At 64.7% G+C, this 21740-nt stretch carries 22 protein-coding genes; 8 read left to right on the top strand and 14 right to left on the bottom strand.

Features of this window, described 5'->3' with window-relative positions; genetic code table 11:
• The first annotated feature begins 152 nt into the window (after nt 1-152).
• The gene (locus tag AC5ZFO_RS03595; protein ID WP_282519857.1) at nt 153-347 is read left to right on the top strand and encodes a hypothetical protein; all 195 of its coding nucleotides are present in this window, start codon (nt 153-155) and stop codon (nt 345-347) included.
• 8 nt (nt 348-355) lie between these two features.
• On the opposite strand, the gene tlpA is transcribed toward AC5ZFO_RS03595, so the two are convergent.
• Nucleotides 356-1021, bottom strand: coding sequence for a thiol:disulfide interchange protein TlpA (gene tlpA, locus AC5ZFO_RS03590; RefSeq protein ID WP_282519858.1), 666 nt, complete (start codon nt 1019-1021; stop codon nt 356-358).
• A gap of 109 nt (nt 1022-1130) precedes the next feature.
• Here tlpA and argH point away from each other — a divergent pair, with 109 nt between their 5' ends.
• From argH to lysA, 3 genes are all read left to right on the top strand, one after another.
• Entirely contained in the window at nt 1131-2528 is a 1398-nt protein-coding gene (argH, locus tag AC5ZFO_RS03585) for an argininosuccinate lyase (protein WP_071909339.1), read from the top strand.
• 93 nt (nt 2529-2621) lie between these two features.
• Nucleotides 2622-2915 carry an LPS translocon maturation chaperone LptM gene (gene lptM, locus AC5ZFO_RS03580; RefSeq protein WP_282519859.1) on the top strand — a complete coding sequence of 98 codons (294 nt, stop codon included), beginning with the start codon at nt 2622-2624 and terminating at the stop codon, nt 2913-2915.
• Nucleotides 2916-2938: 23 nt separating this feature from the next.
• Entirely contained in the window at nt 2939-4204 is a 1266-nt protein-coding gene (gene lysA, locus AC5ZFO_RS03575; RefSeq protein ID WP_282519860.1) for a diaminopimelate decarboxylase, read from the top strand.
• Nucleotides 4205-4442: 238 nt separating this feature from the next.
• Here the strand turns inward: lysA and AC5ZFO_RS03570 are convergent, their stop codons facing one another.
• Complete coding sequence (locus AC5ZFO_RS03570) at nt 4443-5351, bottom strand: NAD(P)-dependent oxidoreductase (protein ID WP_282519861.1); 909 nt, start codon at nt 5349-5351, stop codon at nt 4443-4445.
• 115 nt (nt 5352-5466) lie between these two features.
• On the bottom strand, nt 5467-5850 hold the full coding sequence (locus AC5ZFO_RS03565) for a carboxymuconolactone decarboxylase family protein (RefSeq protein ID WP_014491654.1): 384 nt from the start codon (nt 5848-5850) through the stop codon (nt 5467-5469).
• Between the two features lie 178 nt (nt 5851-6028).
• Between AC5ZFO_RS03565 and AC5ZFO_RS03560 the strand changes: the two genes are divergently transcribed.
• Both AC5ZFO_RS03560 and AC5ZFO_RS03555 read left to right on the top strand, forming a co-directional pair.
• Nucleotides 6029-8146: a TIGR02302 family protein gene (locus AC5ZFO_RS03560; RefSeq protein ID WP_282519862.1), complete on the top strand. Its 2118-nt coding sequence runs from the start codon at nt 6029-6031 to the stop codon at nt 8144-8146.
• A 3-nt stretch (nt 8147-8149) separates the two neighbouring features.
• The gene (locus AC5ZFO_RS03555; RefSeq protein WP_496121396.1) at nt 8150-9055 is read left to right on the top strand and encodes a DUF4175 family protein; all 906 of its coding nucleotides are present in this window, start codon (nt 8150-8152) and stop codon (nt 9053-9055) included.
• Between the two features lie 224 nt (nt 9056-9279).
• Here the strand turns inward: AC5ZFO_RS03555 and AC5ZFO_RS03550 are convergent, their stop codons facing one another.
• From AC5ZFO_RS03550 to AC5ZFO_RS03515, 8 genes are all read right to left on the bottom strand, one after another.
• Nucleotides 9280-9633 (bottom strand): nuclear transport factor 2 family protein, encoded by a 354-nt coding sequence (locus tag AC5ZFO_RS03550; RefSeq protein ID WP_282519864.1) that lies wholly within the window; start codon nt 9631-9633, stop codon nt 9280-9282.
• Between the two features lie 193 nt (nt 9634-9826).
• Complete coding sequence (locus AC5ZFO_RS03545; RefSeq protein ID WP_282519865.1) at nt 9827-11299, bottom strand: amidase; 1473 nt, start codon at nt 11297-11299, stop codon at nt 9827-9829.
• A 259-nt stretch (nt 11300-11558) separates the two neighbouring features.
• Nucleotides 11559-12530, bottom strand: a complete 972-nt coding sequence (gene mbfA / locus AC5ZFO_RS03540; protein ID WP_282519866.1) for an iron exporter MbfA — start codon at nt 12528-12530, stop codon at nt 11559-11561.
• 67 nt (nt 12531-12597) lie between these two features.
• The gene (locus AC5ZFO_RS03535) at nt 12598-13746 is read right to left on the bottom strand and encodes an alpha/beta hydrolase (protein ID WP_496121393.1); all 1149 of its coding nucleotides are present in this window, start codon (nt 13744-13746) and stop codon (nt 12598-12600) included.
• Between the two features lie 198 nt (nt 13747-13944).
• Nucleotides 13945-14814, bottom strand: a complete 870-nt coding sequence (locus AC5ZFO_RS03530; protein WP_496121391.1) for an MBL fold metallo-hydrolase — start codon at nt 14812-14814, stop codon at nt 13945-13947.
• Between the two features lie 103 nt (nt 14815-14917).
• Nucleotides 14918-15529, bottom strand: coding sequence for a glutathione S-transferase family protein (locus tag AC5ZFO_RS03525; protein WP_282519869.1), 612 nt, complete (start codon nt 15527-15529; stop codon nt 14918-14920).
• Nucleotides 15530-15669: 140 nt separating this feature from the next.
• A complete protein-coding gene (locus AC5ZFO_RS03520; protein ID WP_282519870.1) occupies nt 15670-16512 on the bottom strand; it encodes a fumarylacetoacetate hydrolase family protein in 843 nt (280 codons plus the stop codon).
• Between the two features lie 224 nt (nt 16513-16736).
• Nucleotides 16737-17588, bottom strand: a complete 852-nt coding sequence (locus tag AC5ZFO_RS03515; protein WP_282519871.1) for an MBL fold metallo-hydrolase — start codon at nt 17586-17588, stop codon at nt 16737-16739.
• Between the two features lie 135 nt (nt 17589-17723).
• Between AC5ZFO_RS03515 and AC5ZFO_RS03510 the strand changes: the two genes are divergently transcribed.
• Nucleotides 17724-18155: a DUF3775 domain-containing protein gene (locus AC5ZFO_RS03510; protein WP_282519872.1), complete on the top strand. Its 432-nt coding sequence runs from the start codon at nt 17724-17726 to the stop codon at nt 18153-18155.
• Nucleotides 18156-18159: 4 nt separating this feature from the next.
• On the opposite strand, the gene AC5ZFO_RS03505 is transcribed toward AC5ZFO_RS03510, so the two are convergent.
• The 3 genes from AC5ZFO_RS03505 to AC5ZFO_RS03495 form a co-directional block, all read right to left on the bottom strand.
• Complete coding sequence (locus AC5ZFO_RS03505; protein ID WP_496121388.1) at nt 18160-19149, bottom strand: NADPH:quinone reductase; 990 nt, start codon at nt 19147-19149, stop codon at nt 18160-18162.
• A gap of 163 nt (nt 19150-19312) precedes the next feature.
• Nucleotides 19313-20095 (bottom strand): SDR family oxidoreductase, encoded by a 783-nt coding sequence (locus AC5ZFO_RS03500; protein ID WP_282519874.1) that lies wholly within the window; start codon nt 20093-20095, stop codon nt 19313-19315.
• Between the two features lie 184 nt (nt 20096-20279).
• Nucleotides 20280-20792 (bottom strand): CvpA family protein, encoded by a 513-nt coding sequence (locus tag AC5ZFO_RS03495; RefSeq protein WP_282519875.1) that lies wholly within the window; start codon nt 20790-20792, stop codon nt 20280-20282.
• A 138-nt stretch (nt 20793-20930) separates the two neighbouring features.
• Here AC5ZFO_RS03495 and AC5ZFO_RS03490 point away from each other — a divergent pair, with 138 nt between their 5' ends.
• Nucleotides 20931-21692: an SDR family oxidoreductase gene (locus AC5ZFO_RS03490; RefSeq protein ID WP_282519876.1), complete on the top strand. Its 762-nt coding sequence runs from the start codon at nt 20931-20933 to the stop codon at nt 21690-21692.
• Nucleotides 21693-21740: the final 48 nt, after the last annotated feature.

The following is a 21740-nucleotide window of genomic DNA, read 5'->3' as shown; positions in this document are numbered from 1 at the left end:
ACGCGTCCGCCTTCGCTCTTTGAGCTACGGCGGACAGGTCGCTTTGCCCACCCTACGGCGCTATCGCCCTTCGGCCGTGCATCGGCGCCGTGACAATTCATGTCGCGTTAACCCATCGCCTCTAGGCTGCGCCCGGTAAGAGGGTTTGCGTAATGGACATGATGGCGATGGTCAGCACCATGCTGGCTGCTCAGCAAGGCGCGCTGCAGTCGAATATCTCGGCGACGCTGATGAAGCAGAACGCGGATATGGAGAAATCCACCGTCCTGACGCTGCTCGGCGCCGGTCAGCCCTCGCTCGCCAATGTCGGCGCCGGCGTCGGCAGCAACCTCAACGTCACCGCTTAAGACACACCCTAGAGCGACGCGGCGGCCTTGCCGGTCGCTGCCCGGAGCAGCTTGAGCGCGTCCTCGCTCGCCCATTCCGCCGGCCCCGCGATCGTCGCGATCTCGCAGCCCTGCGGGTCGACTAGCACCGAGGTCGGCATGCCCAAGGCCCGGCCTATGGCCTTAAGATCCTGGAAAACCTTGGCTTTCTGATCGTTAAAATAGCCGAGCCGGGTCAGATTGGCCTCTTTCAGGAACGTCTTGGGCTTCTCGGCGTCGCGGGTGTCGATGTTGATCGCCACCACCTCGAAATTCGGGCCCGAAAGCTTGCCCTGGAGCTCGTCCAGCGCCGGCATTTCCTTGCGGCAGGGCACGCACCAGGTGGCCCAGAGGTTGACCAGCAGCGTCTTGCCGCGGAAATCGGACAGCTTCTTCGGCTTGCCGTCGGCGTCCTCGAAGACCAGGTCGGGCAGTTTTAGCGGCGCGCTCGCCACGGTCAGGGCGGCCAATTCGCCATGGGCGAGGGGGGCGATTTTCTGCGCCGTTGCCACCGCGGCCCGGCAGGCCGGATCGCCAGAGGGCGCCCGGTTCAGGCCCAGCCCGTACAGCGCGGCAAAGCCGGCCAGCCCCCCGATCGCCACGGTGGCGATGACGAGGGGGATCCGGCGCGTGGCGGAGGGCGTCTTGTCGAGCATATCGTTTGTCATCCGGTCGCAGATATGGCTATCAGGGGCCTCTTAATACGGCTGGCTCCGGCCAGCAAACGTGCGGCAGCAGCGGCAAGCAAGGCGTGAGCAGGGGATCATGAGCAACAAGATGTGGGGCGGCCGGTTCTCGGAACGTCCCGATGAGATCATGGAAGAGATCAACGTCTCCATCGACGTCGATCGTCACCTCTTCGCCCAGGACATTGCCGCATCCAAGGCGCACGCCGCGATGCTTGCCGCGCAGGGCATCATCACGGGCTCTGATGCGAAAAATATCGGCAAGGGTCTAGACACGATTTTGTCAGAGATCGGCAAGGGCGGCTTCACGTTCAAGCGTGCGCTCGAAGATATCCATATGAACGTCGAGAGCCGCCTGTCCGAGCTGATCGGCCCCGCCGCCGGCCGGCTGCACACCGCGCGCTCGCGCAACGACCAGGTTGCGACCGATTTCCGTCTCTATGTCCGCGACGTTCTCGACGAGACCGATGCCGCGCTCGCCGCGTTCCAGGCCGCGCTGGTCAATCGCGCGCTCGAGCATGCCGCGACCGTCATGCCCGGCTTCACGCATCTGCAGACCGCGCAGCCCGTGACCTTCGGCCATCATCTGCTCGCCTATGTCGAGATGGCGGCGCGCGACCGCGGCCGTTTCCAGGACGCCCGCAAGCGGCTCAATGAATCGCCGCTCGGCGCCGCCGCGCTCGCCGGCACCTCGTTCCCGATCGATCGCCACGCCACGGCGAAGGCGCTCGGTTTCGACCGCCCGATGGCGAACTCGCTCGATGCGGTCTCCGATCGCGACTTCGTGCTGGAGACGCTGTCGGCGGCCTCGATCTGCGCCGTGCACATGTCGCGCTTCGCCGAGGAGATCGTGATCTGGACCTCGCCGCTGGTCGGTCTCATCCGCCTCAGCGACAAGTTCACCACGGGATCCTCGATCATGCCGCAGAAGCGCAACCCGGATGCCGCCGAGCTCGTGCGCGCCAAGACCGGCCGCGTCATCGGCGCGCTCAATGGCCTCCTGATCGTGATGAAGGGCCTGCCGCTCGCCTATCAAAAGGACATGCAGGAGGACAAGCAGGGCGCGATGGAGGGCTTTGCTGCCCTGTCGCTCGCGATCCGCGCCATGACCGGAATGGTCCGCGATCTCGTGCCCGACGAAGCGAAGATGAAGGCGGCGGCGGGCGAGGGTTATGCCACCGCGACCGACCTTGCCGACTGGCTGGTGCGGACGCTGAAGATGCCGTTCCGCGACGCCCACCACGTCACCGGCCGTATCGTGGCCAAGGCCGCCGAGGGCGGGGTGGCGCTGCACGAGCTGCCGCTGAAGGAGATGCAGGCGATTGAGCCCAAGATCACCAAGGATGTGCTCGGCGTGCTCTCGGTCGAATCGTCGGTGAAGAGCCGGACCAGCTTCGGCGGCACCGCGCCGAAGAACGTGGCGTCGCAGGCCAAGGCCTGGGCGAAGCGGCTGGAAAAAGAGCGAAAATTGGGCTGAGGGCAAAATTTCGCTTATGTTTCATGGTCATCCGGCTCTCGCCAGAGCGCGCCAATCTCTGTATGGTGCGGCCCGCGTAGTGGGGATTTCGTCGTGACGTCAAAGTTTCGCCCGGCCGGCTCGGGGTGGGCCATCATTGTCTTGAGCCTGACGGCGCTTGCGCTTGCCGGCTGCGGCCGTAAGGGCCCGCTGGATCTGCCGCCGACCGCCTCCAGTGCATCCACGGCCAATGTCGCGCCTCCAACCGACACCGAGGCCGAAGCCCAGAGGACGCCGAGCGTGTTCAATCCCACCTACGGTGCGGACGCGGCGCCTGCGGCCGCCAAGGGCAAGAAGAAATCGTTTATCCTCGACCCGCTCCTGGACGAACCTCCCGGCAAAAAATGAGCCGGGATAGCTGAGCCGACGCCATGAACCATTTTGACTATCGCAACGGCGTGCTGCACGCCGAGGCCGTGAACCTGTCCGAGCTGGCCGCAACCGTCGGTACGCCGTTCTATTGCTATTCGACCGCGACGCTCGAGCGGCACTACCGCGTCTTCGCCGACGCCTTCGCCGGCGAGAAGGTGCTGGTCTGCTACGCCATGAAGGCGAATTCCAACCAGTCGGTGCTGCGCACGCTAGCCAAGCTCGGGGCCGGCGCCGACGTGGTCTCCGGCGGCGAATTGAAGCGCGCGCTTGCCGCCGGCATTCCCGCCAGCAAGATCCTGTTCTCCGGCGTCGGCAAGACCGAAACCGAATTACGCGCCGCGCTGGCCGCCGACATCCTCTGCCTCAACGTCGAATCCGAGCCCGAGCTCGAGCTGTTGTCGCGCCTCGCGACCGAGATGGGCAAAACCGCGCGCATCTCCGTGCGCGTCAATCCGGACGTCGATGCCGGCACGCACGCCAAGATCTCGACCGGCAAGTCCGAGAACAAGTTCGGCATTCCGATCGCCTATGCCCGCGAGGTCTATGCGCGCGCCGCAAAGCTTCCGGGCATCGAGGTCACCGGCACCGACGTGCATATCGGCAGCCAGATCACCGATCTCTCCAAGATGGAGACCGCGTTCCGCATCCTCTCCGAATTCGTGCAGACGTTGCGCGCCGACGGTCACAACATCAGCCACGTCGATTTCGGCGGCGGCCTCGGCATTCCCTATTACATGGACCGCGAGGCGCCGCCCGCGCCCGACGCCTATGCCGCCATGGTCAAGCGCGTCAGCCACAATCTCGGCTGCACGCTGATGTTCGAGCCGGGCCGCATGATCGTCGGCAACGCCGGCATCCTGGTCGCCAAGGTGATCTATGTGAAGCACGGCGACGGCAAGAATTTCGTCATCATCGACGCCGCCATGAACGATTTGATCCGCCCGACACTGTACGAGGCGCATCACGACATTTTGCCGGTGACGCAGCCGGCCACGAGCGCCGCCACGATCATGGCCGACGTCGTCGGCCCGGTCTGCGAGACCGGCGACTATCTCGCACTGGATCGCACGCTGCCGACGCCGAAGCCCGGCGATCTCATCGCCATCATGACCGCGGGCGCCTATGGCGCGGTGCAGGCCGGCACCTACAACACGCGGCCGCTGGTGCCGGAAGTGCTGGTGAAGGGCGATCAATACGCCGTGGTGCGCCCGCGCATCGAGGTCGAGCAGCTGATCGCGATGGATACGCCGGCGCCGTGGTTGTGAGGGATTGAGGGGCGGTAAGGCCGCGCCTCATCCTCGCTGTCGTCCCCGCCTAGTGCGCAATTGCGCACGGGGGGCGGGGACCCATGACCACAAGAAGTGGTTGTTTGGCTAAGCTGGAACTCCGAGTCCCCGTTACCATATCCGCCTGTGGTTATGGGTCCCGGGCTCGCGCTTCCGCCTTCGCTCTTAGCTACGGCGGACAAGTCGCGCCCCGGGACGACGAGGAGAGTGCGGAGCGCTACTTCCCGGCCAATCCACTCTTCGTTCCACCAACCACCACCCCCGCCTTCTTCTCGATCGGCTTGATCGCCGCGGTGAAATCGGACTCGGCGCCTTCCGCGCTGATCACGGTCTCCCACAACCGGCCGACGGCATCGGCGACCTCCATCGACAGGCCGAGCTGCTTCATCTCCTCCAGCGCCAGCCGCACGTCCTTCACCATCAGCCCCGTGGAGAAGCCGAAGTCGAAGGTCCGCGGCAGCACTGAGCGCGGAAACTTGTCGCGGCTCGCGGTGTTCATACCGGAGCCGGCATTGATGACGTCGATCATCACGGCGGGATCGAGCCCCGCCTTGACGCCCATCACCACCGCTTCCGAGGTGGCCACGATCGCGGTCGCCGACAGGAAATTGTTGGCGAGCTTCATGGTCTGCGCCGCGCCCGGCTTCTCGCCGATGAAGAACACTTTTCCGATCACGTCGAGCGCGGGCTTCAACAGCTCGAACTCGGCTCTGGGCCCTGAGACCATCACCGCCAGCGTGCCCTTCTCGGCGCCGCCGACGCCGCCGGAGACGGGGCAGTCGATCTGCACGATGTCGCGTTTCGCCAGCAGGCCGTGGATCTTCGACGCCATCGTCGAGCCGACGGTGGAGAGATCGATGAAGCGCCTGGCGCGGCTCCCTTCGATCACGCCGTTCGCACCTGTCGCGACTTCGAGCGAGGCCTGCAGCGAGGGCAGGCTCGCCATGACAGTCTCGACCTGGTCGGCGACGTCCTTCGGCGAGGTTGCAGCGGTGGCGCCGCGCGCCACGAGCTTGTCGACGGCCTCCTTGCGCGTGTCGAACACGACGAGCTTGTGCCCCGCCTCGACCAATCGTCGTGCCATCGGGAAACCCATGTTTCCGAGGCCGATGAATCCGATGTGCATGGTGTTTCCTTCTTTTTTCTTCGTTGTTTGTTGGATGTGAAGCGGCGATCATTCTCCGCTCGTCCTCCCGGGCTCGCGCTCGACGCGCCCCGGGACGACGGCGGAGAGGCCGGTCTCACGCCTTGCCGTCGATCTCCGCGAACACCTCGCGCGCGATGCGAAAGCTGTCGACTGCGGCGGGCATGCCGCCATAGATCGCGACCTGCATCAGGATCTCGCGGATCTCGTCGCGGGAGACGCCGTTGGTCAGCGCACCCTTCAGATGCGCGCGAAACTCGTGCTGACGGTTGAGGATCGCGATCATGGCGATGTTGAGCATGCTGCGGGTCTTGCGCGGCAGCTCCTCGCGGCCCCACACGGTGCCCCAGCAATATTCGTTGAGCATCTCCTGGAACGGACGGTTGAAATCGTCGACGTTCTTCAGGGCATTGTTGACATAGGCCTCGCCCAGCACCGCTTTGCGGACTTCCAGGCCCTTGTCGTGCATCTTCTTGTCCATGGCGTTTCCTCTATTTCCCTTGCGCTTTCCTTGGGAATGGCGCGCGGAAATTACGGGGTTGCGCCCGGCCAGTCACGTCCTTGTGTTATGCGGGAAAAGGGGTCTCTCCCGTACCGGAACGGATGCCTCAGTGCTGCCGTTGTGCTACGCTTCTCTACCGGGCAACCTGGAGAGTTGATTGAACGGCGTCACCCCCGACCCGTCAGACCCGATCCGCGATGGCGACGCTCTGTCGCGGCTGAAGCTGGCGCAGGCCCTTGATCGGGCCATTTATGCCATCGCGTGGGAACGTGCCTGGCCACATCTGGCGCGGGTGCTGACTGTCGTCGGCCTCTTCCTGGTGGTGTCGTGGGCCGGCCTCTGGTTGGTGTTGCCGTCCGTCATCCGTGCCATCGGTCTCGTGGCTTTTGCCGGTATTGCAATCGCTGCTTTGGTCCCCCTGATTCGTTTCCGCTGGCCGGGCCGCGACGAGGCTCTGAGCCGGCTCGACCGTGGCTCCGGTATCCGTCACCGTCCGGCGACGACGCTGACGGACACGCTGAGCTCGAAAGATCCGGTCGCGCTGGCGCTGTGGCAGGCGCAGCGCGAGCGCACGCTGGCGTCGCTCAAGCGCATCCGTGCCGGCTTGCCGCATCCGCGCCTCGCCCTGCACGATCCCTGGGCGCTGCGCGCGCTGGTCATGGTGATGCTGGTCGCGACCTTCTTCGCCGCCGGCGACGAGCGCGCGATGCGGTTAGGTGCTGCGTTCGACTGGAACGGCGTGCTGGCGCCGACCAACGTCCGCGTCGATGCCTGGATCACCCCGCCGCTCTACACCGGTAAGCCGCCGGTCATCCTGTCGGCGGCCAACAAGGAGGCCGCAGCGCTACCTGCGAGCGGTCCACTCGCAGTTCCGGCCGGCTCGACCCTGATCGTACGCTCCTCCGGTAGCAGCCTCGATGTCGTCACCTCCGGTGGCCTCAAGGAGGTCGCGCCCACCGAGGCCGCGCCGAAGGGCACCAACGAGAAGCATTTTACCATCACCGGCGACGGCACCGCGCATGTCCGCGCGCCTTCCGGCCAGCCGCAATGGGCCTTCGCGGCGACGCCGGACCGCGCGCCGACGATCGCGCTCGCCAAGGATCCCGAGCGTCAGGCCTACGGCGCGTTGCAGCTCTCCTACAAGATCGAGGACGATTACGGCGTCACGGGCGCCGCGGCGCAGTTCGTTCCGCGCGCAACCGAAGACAAGGACGGAACCAAGGACGCGGACGGCAAGGCCGCGCGGCCGCTGTTCCAGCCGCCGCAATTCGCGCTCACCCTGCCCAACGCGCGGACACGCAATGGCGTGGGCCAGACCGTGAAGGACCTCAGCGAAGACCCCTATTCCGGTGCTGACGTGACGCTGACGCTCACCGCCAAGGACGAGGCCGGCAACGAGGCGAAGAGCGAGCCCTTCAACATGCGCTTGCCGGGCCGGCTGTTCACCAAGCCGCTCGCCCGCGCGCTGATCGAGCAACGCCGCATCCTCGCGCTCGACGCCAACAAGAATTCCGATGTCTACGCCGCGCTCGACGCGCTGATGATCGCGCCCGAGATGTTCACGCCGGAGGCCGGGCAGTATCTCGGCCTGCACAGTGTCGCACGCCAGCTCGAGGCGGCGCGCACCGACGATTCCCTGCGTGAGGTCGTGGCGAGCCTGTGGGCGCTCGCGGTGACGATCGAGGACGGCAACATCAGCGACGTCGCGAAGGCGTTGCGCGCGGCGCAGGACGCGCTCAAGCAGGCGCTTCAGCGCGGCGCCAGCGACGAAGAGCTCAAGAAGCTCATGGACAATCTGCGGACCGCGCTGGACAATTACATGCGCCAGTACGCGCAGCAGATGCGCAGCAATCCGCTGGCGCGGCCGGCTATCGGCCTCGACGACCAGATGAAGCGCATCGAGCGGCTGATCCAGCGCGGCAACCGCGAAGCGGCGGCGCGCGAGCTGGACCGCCTGGCCCGCGCATTGGAAAATCCTCCGGGGCCGCCCAGCGCCGAGCAGAAAGAGATGGACGAGATCGCGCGCGAGCTGAACGATCTGCTCCGCGAGCAGAACGCGCTTCGCGACGAGACCGACCGGCAGAGCAAGGACTCCAAGCGCGGTCAGCGCACAAAACCTCTGCCGCCCAAGGTCGCGGAGATCCTGCGCAAATCGAGAGAGCTGCGGCAGAAGACGCGCGGCGCGACCAGCGATCAGCTGGAGGATCTGGCGAAGCAGCAGGACGCCTTGCGCGAAGAGCTCAGGACCTGGCGTGAATCCCAGGGAGCGAGATAGCTCATGAAACACACCTCAATCTGGCAGAATGGCAAGGTCGCACGCGGAAGGCTGGCCACGGCCTGTCTCGTGCTTATGCTGTCCTGTTCCACGGCTTCGCTTGGCCTCGCCCAGTCGTCGCGCGCCGACCAAAAGAGTTTGGATGCACTGCTCGACAGCGCCGAGCGGTCGATGAAGCAATCCGCCGACAGCCTGAAGGACAAGAATTCGGACGAGAGCGTGGGCCAGCAGTCCAGGGCTATCAGGGACATGGAGAAATATCTCTATCCCGATCCGAACGATCCCTCCGCGTCGCGCGAAGGGTCGCAGGACACGCAGGGCCGGCAGGAGCAACTGAAGAAGCGGCTGGAGGCCCTCAAGAAGAAGCTCGCCGAGATGGGCTTGCAGCAGGATGGCCAGAACGGCCAGCGCGGGCAGAAGCAGCCGGGGCAGCAAGGCCAACAAGGTCAGCAGGGCCAAGGTCAGGGTCAGGACGGCGACCAGGATGGCGATGACGGCTTCGACGCCGCCGAGAACGCCATGGGAGATGCCGGCAATCAGATCGGTGAGGGCGATGCCGACGGTGCGACGGCATCGCAAGGCAAGGCTATCGATGCCCTGCGCAAGGGCATGCAGGATCTCGCCGACGCGCTCGGCGGGCAGCAGAACGGCGAAGGTCAGGATCCGGGCGATGGTGACGGCCCCGGTCAGGCTGTCGGCCGCCAGCAGAGCGGCGGCGAACGGACCGATCCGCTGGGCCGGCCGCTGCGCGGCAAGGAATACAGCGACGACTACACGGTCAAGATTCCCGGCGAGATCGATGCCCAGCGCGCGCGCCGCATCCTCGAAGAGCTCCGCCGCCGCCTGAGCGATCCCGCGCGTCCGCAGATCGAGCTCGATTACCTCGAGCGTCTGCTGAAGGATTTTTGACGTCACACTCGGTGTCATCGCCCGACTCGCCGCCTTCTTGTCGCCTTCGCTAAGGCTTCGGCGGCCGAGTGAGTTCTTCGCGCGGCGAAGCCCCTTGGCGGAGACGGGATCGGGCGCCCAGTATTCCAGAGACGGTTGTGATTGAACCGAGAGGCCGCGGCGTACTGGATGCCCCGGTCAAGGCCGGGGCATGACAGCGGAGTGTGAGGATGGCTTAACTCAACTCACCGCGACACGTGCGCTGATACCGCGAGCCACGTCCCGTTCTTCTTCGTCCAGCAATCGGTGTACCGCCCCGTCGCCTGCTGGCCGTCGGCGGTGGTGAAGCTGGTGGCGGCGTGGATGATGGCAAAATCGCCCATGATGCGGATGATGACATCATGCGCATGCAGATTGCGGATCGCGATCGGCCGTGCCGTCTGCTCCAGGAAGCCTGCGCGATCGACCAATGTCTTGTCGGGATTGGAGCAATAGAACTCCGGCGCCAGGATTTCGTCGAAGCGTTTGACGTCGCAGTTTTGTACGGAGGCGACATAGTCGTGGTTGAGCGCGGTGAGCTGGTCGAGGTCTTGGCTCATTGCATTTCCCTCCCTGTCATTCCGGGCGCGCCGAGCGTGGCCCCGGAATCCCAATATTGTTTTACTCCGTCATTTGCGAGGAGCTCGCGACAAAATTGCGAAGCAATTTTGCGCTGAAGCGACGAAGCAATCCAGAATCTGTCCGCAGTGACTGACTGGATTGCTTCGCTTCGCTCGCAATGACGCGGCGGCACTAATCATCAAACATCTTCGGCGGTACGAACCCGCCGAACTCGCGCTCGATCAGCTCGGCGAGCTTGAGCGGCGTACGGTCTTCCAGCCACGGGCCGACGATCTGCACGCCGATGGGCAGTCCATCAGGCGCAAAGCCCGTCGGGATCGCGGTGGAAGGCAGACCAGGCAGCGTCGCGATGCCGGGCCAGGCGAGCTGGTCGGGATAGATGTGCTCCTTGCCGTCGATCTTGATGCGGCGCTGCTCCTGCTCCGGCGAATGGTCGTGCGGATAAGCTGCCGTCGGCATCACCGGGCAGATCACGGCGTCGTACGTCTTGAACAGCTCGCGCCATTGCGCCCGCAGCCGCGTGCGTCCGGCATTTGCCGCCACCCAGTCGCGATGGCTCAGCGCGATCCCGCGCAGCCGCTCCGCGGCGAGGCTGTTGTCGCGCTCGGGGAGCGCCGCAGCCGCTGCCCTGGCGCCGGCATAAACGTCAGGCGCAAAACTTGCTGCGAGGAACGACATCAGCATCCGCATATAGAGCCGCGAGGAAGCTGCGAAATCCGGCAGCAATGGGCTGCTGCGCTCAATCCTGACGCCGGCCTTGGCGAGATTGTCGGCCAGCATGTTGATGGTATCGCGCACTGCCGTGTCTGTCGGCATCACCGGGTCGGTGTCGATCACCAGCACGCGGAAATCCCTGAACGCAGTATGACGCGCCGCCGGCAATTCGAGCCGGTAGGCGATGCCTGCTTCAATAGGGTCCGGCCCGGCCATGACATCGAGCACGAGCGAAAGATCGACGGCACTGCGCGCCATCGGACCGATCACCGAAAGATCGCGCTCGAACGGCAAATGAGGCGCCGGTGGCGCGACATGCCCGCGCATCGCGACGAGGTTGAAGGTCGGCTTGTGCGCATAGATGCCGCAATGGAAGGCGGGCACGCGCAGCGAGCCGCCGATGTCGGAGCCGATCGACAGCGGGCCATAGCCCGCAGCGAGCGCAGCCGAGGAGCCGCCGGACGAGCCGCCCGGCGTGCGGCCGAGATCGTAGGGGTTGTTGGTGATGCCGTAGATGTCGTTGTAGCTCTGCCAGTCGCCGAGCGCGAGCGGCACGTTGGTCTTGCCGACGATGACGGTGCCGGCGTCCTTCACCCGCGTGACCGGCAGAGAATCTTCCTTGGCAATGAAGTCTTTTTGCGCAGGAATGCCCCAGGTCGTCGGCAGGCCCGCAATGTTGTAGGATTCCTTCACCGTCATGGGCAGGCCGAGCAGCGGCTTTCTTTCGCCGCGAGCCAACGCTCCATCCGCGTCACGCGCAGCGCTCAGCGCGCGCTCGAAATCCCGGACGCAGATCGCGTTGACCTTGCCGTCGTGCCGTTCGATGCGGTCGATCGCATCCCGCGTGAGCTCGACCGCGGAGACTTTCCTTGCGGCCAACGCGGCCGACAGCTCGACCGCGCTCTTGAAACTCCATTCCGATTTCGCCACGACATGCTCCTGCGCTTCCCTGAAAGGATGATGCGCAGTTTGGCCGAATGCCGCAACCGCCGTTTGATCGCGATTGATATGCCGGTGAGGCTCGTCGGGCGGACGCCCAAAAGTCGGTGTCATCGCCCGGCTTGACCGGGCGATCCAGTACTCCGAGAGGGTTGTGATTGAAGCGATAGGCCGCGGCGTACTGGATCGCCCGCTCCGGTGCGCAATTGCGCACAAGGCGGGCGATGACTGCGAGTGTGAGGCTGGCTGCCTACGCCGCCCCGATCAATATCCCGACCGCCAGCACGATCGCGCCGCCGAGCACGATCTGGAACACGGCCTGGAGGAACGGCGTGTCCATGTAGCGCGCGCGGATGAAGGCGATTGCCCACAATTCGAAGAACACGACGACGCCGGCTACTCCCGTCGCGATCCAGAATGCGTTCGGCCAGCTGTCTGGGACGAGATAAGGCAGGGTGTGGCCGAGCCCGCCGAGGGTCGTCATAGCGCCGCAGGTGATGCCGCGCAGCCATGGCGAGCCGCGCCCGGTCAGCGAGCCGTCGTCGGACAGCGCCTCCGCAAAACCCATGCTGATGCCGGCGCCGATCGACGCGGCGAGACCGACCAGAAACGTCTGCCAGTTCTGGTGCGTGGCGAAAGCCGCGGCGAACAGCGGCGCCAGCGTCGAGACCGATCCGTCCATCAGGCCGGCGAGGCCCGGCTGCACATATTGCAGCACGAACATGCGGCGGTTGGTCCGATCTTCCTCCGCGCGCACATCGGGGCTGAGGATCTGGTCCGCCAGCTTTGAGGCCATCTCTTCGTGGCCCTTCTCGGCTTCGGCGAGATCACCGAGCAAACGGCGCACGCCGACATCCTGCGCCTGTTCGGCGGCCTTCACATAAAAGCGCTCGGCCTGCATTTCCATCGTCTCGACTTCCCTGCGGATGGTGTCGAGCGACAGGTTCTTGGTGAGCCAGACCGGGCGGCGACGCAGGAAGCCCTTGACGTCCTCGCGGCGGATGGGAGGCAGGTGCGGACCGAAACGCTGCTCGTACGTCTCCAGCAGCATGTGACGATGCCCGCGCTCTTCTTCGGCCATCTGCTCGAAGATCTTGGCCGAATCCGGATAACGCTCCCTCAGATCCTCGGCGAAGGTCATGTAGATGCGGCTGTCCTCCTCCTCGGAGGAGATCGCGACCGCAAGCACCTCGCGCTCGGTCAGATCGGCAAAATTCTTCACGGCGGCCCTGTTCCAGTAGTTTAGAACTATTCTAAACTATATAGGGCGCCGTGGTTCCCGGGTCAAATCAGGCCGCGCCGGCTTTCGTCAGAAAATCGAGCAGCAGGCGGCTCACCTCGGCCGGCTGTTCCTGCTGCACCCAATGGCCGGCGCCGTCGACGAGGTGACAGCCGAGCATCTTCGTGCAGCCGCGCCCCTGCATCGCTTCGAACCCGCCGGGGCGCTGATAGGTGCCCCAATCCTGCTTGCCCGAGATGAAGCAGGAGGGCACGTCGATGCTGCGGCCCGCAAACAGCTGCATCTCGCTGTTGAGCATGCCCGACGTGCCGTAGGGGTACCATTGCAAGCCCCCCTGGAATCCGGTGCGGCCGTATTCGGCGCTGTAATAGGCGAGGTCGCTGTCCGGCAGCCATTGGTTGGCGGCGATCGCGGCCGGCGAGGGCATCTCCTTCGCAACCGTCTCGGCCATGGTCTCGCCCGCGTCCATCACGTAGTAGGTCGGCAGCTTGGCGAGCTCGCCCGCGGACCACGACTTCAGCGGATATGGCTTGTTGTCGGTCCAGTCCGCACTCTTGTGGTGATAGTAGGCGCGGAGGAAATCGTGCACGCCCTGCGGCGCGTGCTGCATGTCCGCGTTGGCCGGCCGCGTCGCGTAATACCATTGATAGTGAATTCGCGGACGCGGCAGCGCGGCGAGCTCGCGATGCACGGGGTCTTCCGCTGGCGGCTTTGCCGGACTGTCGACGGTGTTGAAGGGCATCGGTGGCGCCCCGCCGAACGGCGCGCTCATCAGTGTCACCGAGCGAAACACGTCGGGCCGGATCAGCGCGCACCAGGCCGCGACCGGGCTGCCGAAATCATGCCCGGCGAGATCGACCTGCCGGTAGCCGAACGCCGACACCAGGGCGAGCGCGTCGCGCACGAGGTTGAGGAGCGAGAACGGCGTGAGATCGCCGTCGTAATCGGCGGTCCAGCCCGTGGTGCGGCCGTAGCCGCGCTGGTCCGGCGCGATCACGTGATAGCCGGCCGCGGCCAGCGCCGGCATCACCTTGCGCCAGGAGAAGGCGAGCTCGGGAAAGCCGTGCAGCAACAGGATACAAGGCCGCCCCTTGGTCTCGAAGCCGGCTTCGAGCACGTGCATGCGCAAGTCGTTGATGCCGTCGACATAGCGCGAGCGGATTCCGGCGGGGAGAGGGATGTTTGGGAGTGTTGTCATTATTTCCTCCTTACCCTCCCCTGGAGGGGGAGGGTCGATCGCGCGAAGCGCGAGCGGGGTGGGGTGATCTCTCAACACAGGCAGCGTCCGTTGTGGAGAGACCGTCACCCCACCTCGGTTCGCATTCCGCTTCGCTGCATACGAACCGATCCTCCCCCTCCAGGGGAGGATGGGAGTTCGCGGTGCAACCGCCTTACATCACACCGCTGCACACACGAACGCGTTGCCCTTGCGCCGGATCTTCCCCACCGACGGTGACGGAAAATGCGCGGTGCAGCACAGCGTGTCGGTGTCGCAATAGCGTTCGAGAAAGCTCCGGCGCGTCGTGGCCGCCTTGGCCTGATCGGCGTCGAACTTCATCGACAGCTCCGGATAATGCGTTTGCAGCGGCGAGTGCATGAGGTCGCCGGAGAACACAGCGTCGTCCTTCCCGCGGCCCATCGCGATGGCGATGTGGCCAGGCGTGTGGCCCGGCGTCGGCATGATGCGGACGTGATCGCCGATCTGGTGATCATTGCCGACCAGCTCGTGGCGCCTGGCCTCGACCACCGGCAGCACGCTGTCGGCGAAGGGCGGGATCTCCGTCTTGGCATTCTCCGCGAACCAGTGATCGTATTCCTGCTTGGCGAAGACGTAGCGCGCCTTGGGGAAGGTCGGCACCCAGCGGCCGTTCTCGAGCCGCGTGTTCCAGCCGACGTGATCGACATGCAGATGCGTGCACATCACGAAATCGATGTCGTCGACCGCGAACCCGGCGGCGTTGAGTCCGCGCAAGTAGGTGTCGTCGGTCTTCATGTTCCATTTCGGACGATTGGGGCGCGGCTTGTCGTTGCCGATGCAGCTATCGATCAAAATGGTGTGGTGCGGCGTCTTCACCACATAGGACTGGAAGCACAGGAGCAGTACGTCCTGCTCGTCCAGCGCCTTGGCCTGCCGCATCCAGTCCCGGTTCTCGGCCAGCACCTCGGCCGTCAATCCCGGCAGCATTTCCAGCGCCGGGACGAACGAGGTCTCCTGCTCGATGACGCGATGGATGGTGAGATCGCCGACCGCGTATTTCAGGCTCATGAGAACTCCCGCTGTACAGCATGATCCGGAAAAGTGTGTAGCGGTTTTCCGACAAGATCATGGTCAAACAACAACCCTAAAGCGCGATGTTCTTCATCGCGCTTTAGGCGGCTGGAGGCACCGAGATCTTGACCGAGGGGCGTTCCAGCATCTTCTGGTGGAAGGCGTCGAGTTTCGGATAGGCCTTGCGCCAGCCGCAATCGGCGAAGCGGAAGTCGGCATAGCCGAGCACGCACACGAGCCCGATCTGCGAGATGTCGAACGGGCCGTTCAAAACTTCGGGCATGTTCTCGAAGCGCGCCATGCCGGTCCAGGCCCGGTTCCAGTGGTCGTCCGACCACGCCTGCCATTGCAGGCCCTGCGGCCGCACCATCTTCTCGTAGCGGCACAGCAGCATGGAATCGAGCATGCCGTTGATCAGGGAGTGATTGGTCTTGGCCTTCCAGCGCCGCGGGCCGTAATCCGGGATCAGGCTGCCACCGGCCATCTCGTTGAGATATTCGACGATGACGTAGGAATCCAGAATGACGTCGCCGTCATTGGTGATCAGCACCGGCAGCTTCTTCAGCGGCGTGATGCGCGAATAATCCTCATTGACCGTGCCCGGCGCGACGGTCGCGGGCGTCAGCTCGATCTTGTCGATCAGCCCGAGCTCGATCGCGGCGACGCGCACCTTGCGGGCGAAGGGCGAGGCGGCGGAGAAGGAGAGTTTCATCGGAAAATGTCCTACGCGGTGACCGGCAATTTGTTTTCGTCATTGCGAGCGAAGCGAAGCAATCCAGTCTGTCTCCGTGGAAATAGTCTGGATTGCTTCGTCGCTTCGCTCCTCGCAATGACGGGGAGAGGGCGGAGGCCTTACGCCGCCACGATCTCCTGGCGCTGCTCGCCGAGGCCTTCGATGCCGAGCGTGACGACGTCGCCGACATTGAGGAAGGTCGGCGGCTTCATGCCGAGGCCGACGCCGGGCGGGGTGCCGGTGGTGATGATGTCGCCCGGCAGCAGCGTCATGAACTGCGACACGTACGAGACGCATTTGGCCATGGAGAAGATCATGGTCTGGGTCGAGCCGGTCTGGCGGCGCTCGCCGTTGACGTCGAGCCACATCGACAGGTTCTGCACGTCCTTGATCTCGTCCTTGGTCGCGAGCCACGGGCCGACCGGGCCGAAGGTGTCGTGCGACTTGCCCTTGGTCCACTGACCCAGGCGCTCGATCTGGAAGGCGCGCTCGGAGACGTCGTTGCAGACGCAATAGCCGGCGACGTAGTTCAGCGCATCGGCTTCAGAGACATACTTTGCGCGGGTGCCGATGATGGCGGCGATCTCGACTTCCCAGTCGAGCTTGGTCGAGCCGCGCGGCTTCTCGACCGCATCGTTCGGGCCGGACAGCGAAGTGTTGGCCTTCATGAAGATGATCGGCTCGGTCGGGATCGCGGCGCCGGTTTCCTTGGCGTGGTCGCTGTAGTTGAGGCCGATGGCGACGAATTTCGAGATGCCGGTGACGGGCGCGCCGAAGCGCGGCTTGCCGGAGACGGCGGGCAGGGAGGCCGGGTCAAGGCCCGCCAGCTTCTTCAGGGTATCAGGGGAATAGGCCTCGCCGGTCAGGTCCTTCACATGCGCCGACAGGTCGCGCAATTGGCCGGATTTGTCGATCAGGCCGGGCTTTTCCGCACCCTTTTCGCCATAACGAACAAGCTTCATTCTCGTTTCTCCCTGGAGATGGACCGATCGGTTAAATAGCTTCATGGAACAGGGCGGCGGGAAATTCAACCGCTCAAAACGGGGCGCATTGCAGCCCTTCCTTTGTAGGGTGGGCAAAGCCGCGGAGCGCCGTGCCCACCAATTCTTTTTGATGGCCCGGTATGGTGGGCACGCGGAGCCTGTCATCGGGCGCGCATTCGCGCGACCCGGTGGCTTTGCCCACCCTACGATTGCAGCACCACAAACCTGAACGCATCCCCGTCCCGCTTGATGTGCCCGGCCGAGAAATGCCCGCCGACCACCAGCGTCGGGGTGTCGGCAAAGCGCGCGAACACCTTGTGCCGGGTTTCCGCCGATTGGGCGGTATCGGTGTCGACGACCGAGCACCAGTCGAGATGCGCCATTTGGCAGGGGTGATGGGCGACGTCGCCGCTGAGCAGCGCCTGTTCGCCGCCGGATACGATCAGGACGCTCATATGCCCGGGACTGTGGCCGGGGGTCGGGATCACGCTGATCTCCTCGCAGAGCCGGTGATCGCTCGGGATCAACTCGGCCAGGCCCGCATCGACGACCGGCTTCACGGAATCGTTGAACACTGCGATCTTGTCCGGCTCGGCCGTATAGTCACGCCAATATTCATACTCGGTCTTGCCGAACAGATAGCGCGCATTGGAGAACGTCGGCACCCATTTGCCGTCGACCAGCTTCGTGTTCCAGCCGACGTGATCGACATGCAGATGCGTGCACAGCACGGTGTCGATGCTGTCAGGCGGAAAGCCTGCCGCAGTCATGGTCTCCAGGAACGGCGTACTGCGGTTATTCCAGACCGGGACGCCGCGGCCCTGCTTGTCGTTGCCCAGCCCCGTGTCGACCACGATGCGGCGCGTCGGCGTCTCCACCACCAGCGAATGGATCGACATTTTTAGCCGGCCCTCTTCGGTGGCGAAATGCGGGATCAGCCAGGGCAGCTTCCGGATTTCGTCACTGCTCGCCAAAGGCAGGATGAAGCGGGTCGAGCCGACCGTCTCCAATTCCACGATTTTGGTGATTTTGACCTTGCCGACTTTCCACTGCATGCGGCGCGCCCCTCATTTTCTTGCTTTCGCGAAAGATGCGGTCTTCCGCCGTCGAAGGCAATGGATCATCTGTCGCGATGTTGCGTTATCGCAGGAACCCGAGACCAGAAAGAACCACACGCGAAGGGGAAACCCATGCCAGAGCTCGCCATTTCCGCCGAGAAGGTCGCCTTCATCATCGAGAAGGCCCGCGAATTCGACGTCAAGGAAGCGGCGTCCGATCCGGACTCGGGGTCCAACGCGACCGACGATGACGAGATCGACGTGCTGGAGGACACCAATTCCGATCCGGTCGCAGCCGAACTCTCCGGCTTCATCCAGGCGATGAACGAGGACGAGCAGCTTGACCTCGTCACGCTGATGTGGCTCGGCCGCGGCGACGGCACGATTGACGAATGGGACGATCTGCGTGCCCGCGCCGCCGAGGCCCGCGCCGAATACAAGGCGCCCCGGCGCGAGGCGGTGCAATACCTGCTGGGCGAGCCGATGCTGGGCGATCTCCTCGCCGATGGCATGGACGAGCTCGGCATCGACTGGACCGACGAGCGGACCACGCCGGTATCCTAAGTCGCTACCGCGCGCAGTCGACGATCACGGTGCCGAGCTTGTCGCCCTTCTCGACGGCGAGATGGGCCTGCGCCGTGTCCGACAGTGCGAACTGCGCCGCGATGGTGTGGATCCGCGGTCCCGCCGCCAGCCATTTCGTGATGTCGGCCTGCGCCGCCGAGAGCAGCGCGGGCGGCAGCGCGAACAGCACCAGCGTGCGCAACGCGATGCACTTTTCCATCAGCTCGCGCATCGGCACCGTTGGCGTGCGGTTGCCGTTGGTGGCGTAGACCGCGATCGTCGAATTGACCGCCATCAACCTCAAGGTGGTCGCGATGTTGCCGCCGAAATCGACATCGACCACGCGATCGACACCACGTCCGCCGGTGAACGCCATCGCCTTGGCAACGACGTCCTCGTCCCTGTAATTGACCACGAGATCGGCGCCCGCGCGCCGGGCCTGTTCGGCCTTCATCGCCGAGCTGACTGTCGCGATCACCTGCGCGCCGCCCCATTTGGCGAGCTGCACGGCATAATGGCCAACCGCGCCGGCGCCGCCGGTGACAAGCACGGTCTTGCCGACGATCGGCCCATCCGCAAACAGGCTGCACCATGCGGTCATCGCGGGGATGCCGAGCGTTGCGCCTTCCGCAAAAGAAAGATGATCCGGCAGCGGCGTCACCAGCTGCTCGGCGAGCGCGATATATTCGGCCGCCGTGCCGAAGGCGCGGCCGTTGCGCTGGCCGTTGAACAACCAGACCCGGTCGCCGACCTTGAAGCGCGTCACGCCGTCGCCGATCTGGTCGACGAAACCCGCGCCGTCGCTGTTCGGAATGACGCGCTCGTGTTCCATCGCACGATAGCTGCCGCCGCGCCGGCCGACATCGGCCGGATTGACGCCGGAGGCTTCCAGGCGAATGCGGACCTCGCCTGGACCCGCGACCGGCGTCGTCATCTCACCATAGGTGAGGACGTCCGCCGCCGGTCCCGTCTGTTCGTACCAGACCGCTCTCATCTGGGGCCCGCTTTCCGAAGTTCGTGAACCATTGCTGCTACCTCGAACGCGAACTTCGGAAAGCGGGCCCCAGAAAGGAATTCAAAATTCTAGTGCCACTTATCGATTTGAAGTTCCTGACAGAACTCGCGGCATACACCGCAGGAACTTCAAATCGGTGGCACTAGAGCGTGCCCGGGAACGCGCCGCCGTCGAGCAAAATGTTCTGGCCCGTGATGAAGCCGGCCTTGGCGCCACAGAGGAAGGCGCAGGCATAGCCGAACTCGTCGGGCTGGCCGAAGCGGCCGGCGGGGTTGAGCTTGGCGCGCTCGGCCAGGATCTGCTCCGGTGTCGTGCCGCGCTTGTCGGCCTCGGCCTTTGCGGTGCCCGTCAAGCGGTCGGTCTCGAACGGACCCGGCAACAGGCCGTTGATGGTGACGTTGTTGATCACCGTCTTGCGCGACAGGCCGGCGATGAAGCCGGTGAGGCCGGCGCGCGCGCCGTTGGAGAGGCCGAGGATGTCGATCGGCGCCTTCACCGCCGCCGAGGTGATGTTGACGATGCGGCCGAACTTGCGCGCCATCATGCCGTCGACGGTCGACTTGATCAGCTCGATCGGCGTGAGCATGTTGGCGTCGATCGCCTTGATCCAGTCGTCGCGGGTCCAGTTGCGGAAATCGCCGGGCGGCGGGCCGCCGGCATTGTTGATCAAGATGTCCGGCTCGGGGCAGGCCTTCAGCACGGCCTCGCGGCCGGCAGGCGTCGTGATGTCGCCGATGATCTCGGTGACCTTCACGCCCGGATAGGCCTTGCGGATGTCGTCGGCCGTCTTCTTCAGGGCTTCGGCGCCGCGCGCGGTCAGCGTGACGTCAACGCCGGCTTCCGCCAGCGAGATGGCGCAGGCGCGGCCGAGGCCCTTGCTGGATGCGCAGACGATGGCGCGGCGACCTTTGATCCCAAGATCCACTGTTTCACTCCCGTAATGTCAGGCAGGTTTTAGACGGGCCGCACTCTAGCCAATCGTGGCGCCGCTGATAAGAGAGGGGGCCGCGTCAAAATGCATGGCGCGGTCGCGCGGCGATGCAAATGTGCGGGCATGATCCGGAAAAGTGTGCAGCGGTTTTCCGAAAAGATCATGCCCAGACAATAAGCTAGATGCGCCGTTCCTGCTTGAGGCGGTCGATCGCGGCCGCGGCCTCCGGCGGCAATGTCTTGAAGCCCATCTTGCCGGCCGCCGAGAACAGCGGCCGCAGATGCGAACCGGCGAGGAACGGCGGCTGGCGGTTGGCCGGCACGATCTGGTCGAACACCAGCACCAGCGTGGTGGCGACGAGGCCGACCCTGACGGCGCCGAGTGCGGCGCCGGCGAGCCGGTCGCCGATCCCGGCTTCGCGTATCGTGTCGTTCAGCGCCATGCGGCCGATATATCCAAGGAGCATGCCGACGACCACGAAGATGCCGAAGAACCAGATCCAGTTTTGCAGCAGCGGCGCGTTCGGATTGGTCGCGACCTGCGGCACGATCAGCGGCATCAGCGCGACGGCGATGGGAGCGGCCAGGAGATAGGCGAGAATGGTCATGGCGCTGCCGAGCAGGCCAGTCCTGAAACCGAAGCCGATCGCGACGGCGAGTGCCGCATAGACCGCGAGATCGAAACTGTTCATGAGCGTCAGGCCTGCCTCGATGGAACGCTTGCGTCGATGGAACGAATGAACGCCGGACCGATCATTCCGGTTTCAGATCGTTAAAATCGTCTGTATTGATGGCTCCAAAGCTCAGGGAAAACGCTCAAGGCAAGCGTCATGTCAGATCTATTCGACGTCAGTAAAGAAACCATCCTTGTGACGGGCGCAAGCCAGGGGCTGGGGCGGCAATTTGCCCGGGTTCTGGCGGACCATGGCGCGGCCGTCGCGCTCGCGGCGCGGCAGACCGACAAGCTGAAGAGCCTGGAGGAGGAGATCCGCGGCAAGGGCGGCCGCGCTGCTGCGGTCGCGCTCGACGTCACTGACATGTCATCGATCGCCAAGGCTGTGGATGCCACGGAAGCCGCGCTCGGTCCGATCACGGTGCTGATCAACAATGCCGGCATCGCCATCGAGAAACTCGCGACCGAGCAGACCGAATCCGATTGGGACGCCGTGATCGGCGCCAATCTGAAGGGCGCCTATTTCCTCGCGACCGAAGTCGCGCGCCGCATGATCGCGCGCAAGCAGGAAGGCAACATCGTCAACATCGCTTCCGTGCTCGGCACTGGCGTGCTGAAGGCGGTGTCGCCCTATGCGATCTCCAAGGCCGGCATCCTCCAGGCGACCAGGGCGATGGCGCTGGAGCTCGCAGGCCAGAACATCCGCATCAACGCGCTGGCGCCGGGCTATATCGATACCGAAATGAATCACGCCTTCTGGTCGACGCCCGCGGGCGAGCGATTGGCCAAACGCATCCCGCAACGCCGTGTCGGCGCCGAGTCCGATCTCGACGGCGCGATTTTGCTGCTGGCCTCGAAGGCGTCGCGGTACATGACGGGGAGCATCGTGACGGTGGATGGCGGGTTCTTGTTGAATTGACTTTCTTCGCCTCTCCCCGGCTGCGGGGAGAGGCCGGATTTGCGCGCA

This window comes from Bradyrhizobium sp. Unk1 (assembly GCF_059512345.1).
This window is presented reverse-complemented; position numbering and strand designations above follow the sequence as displayed.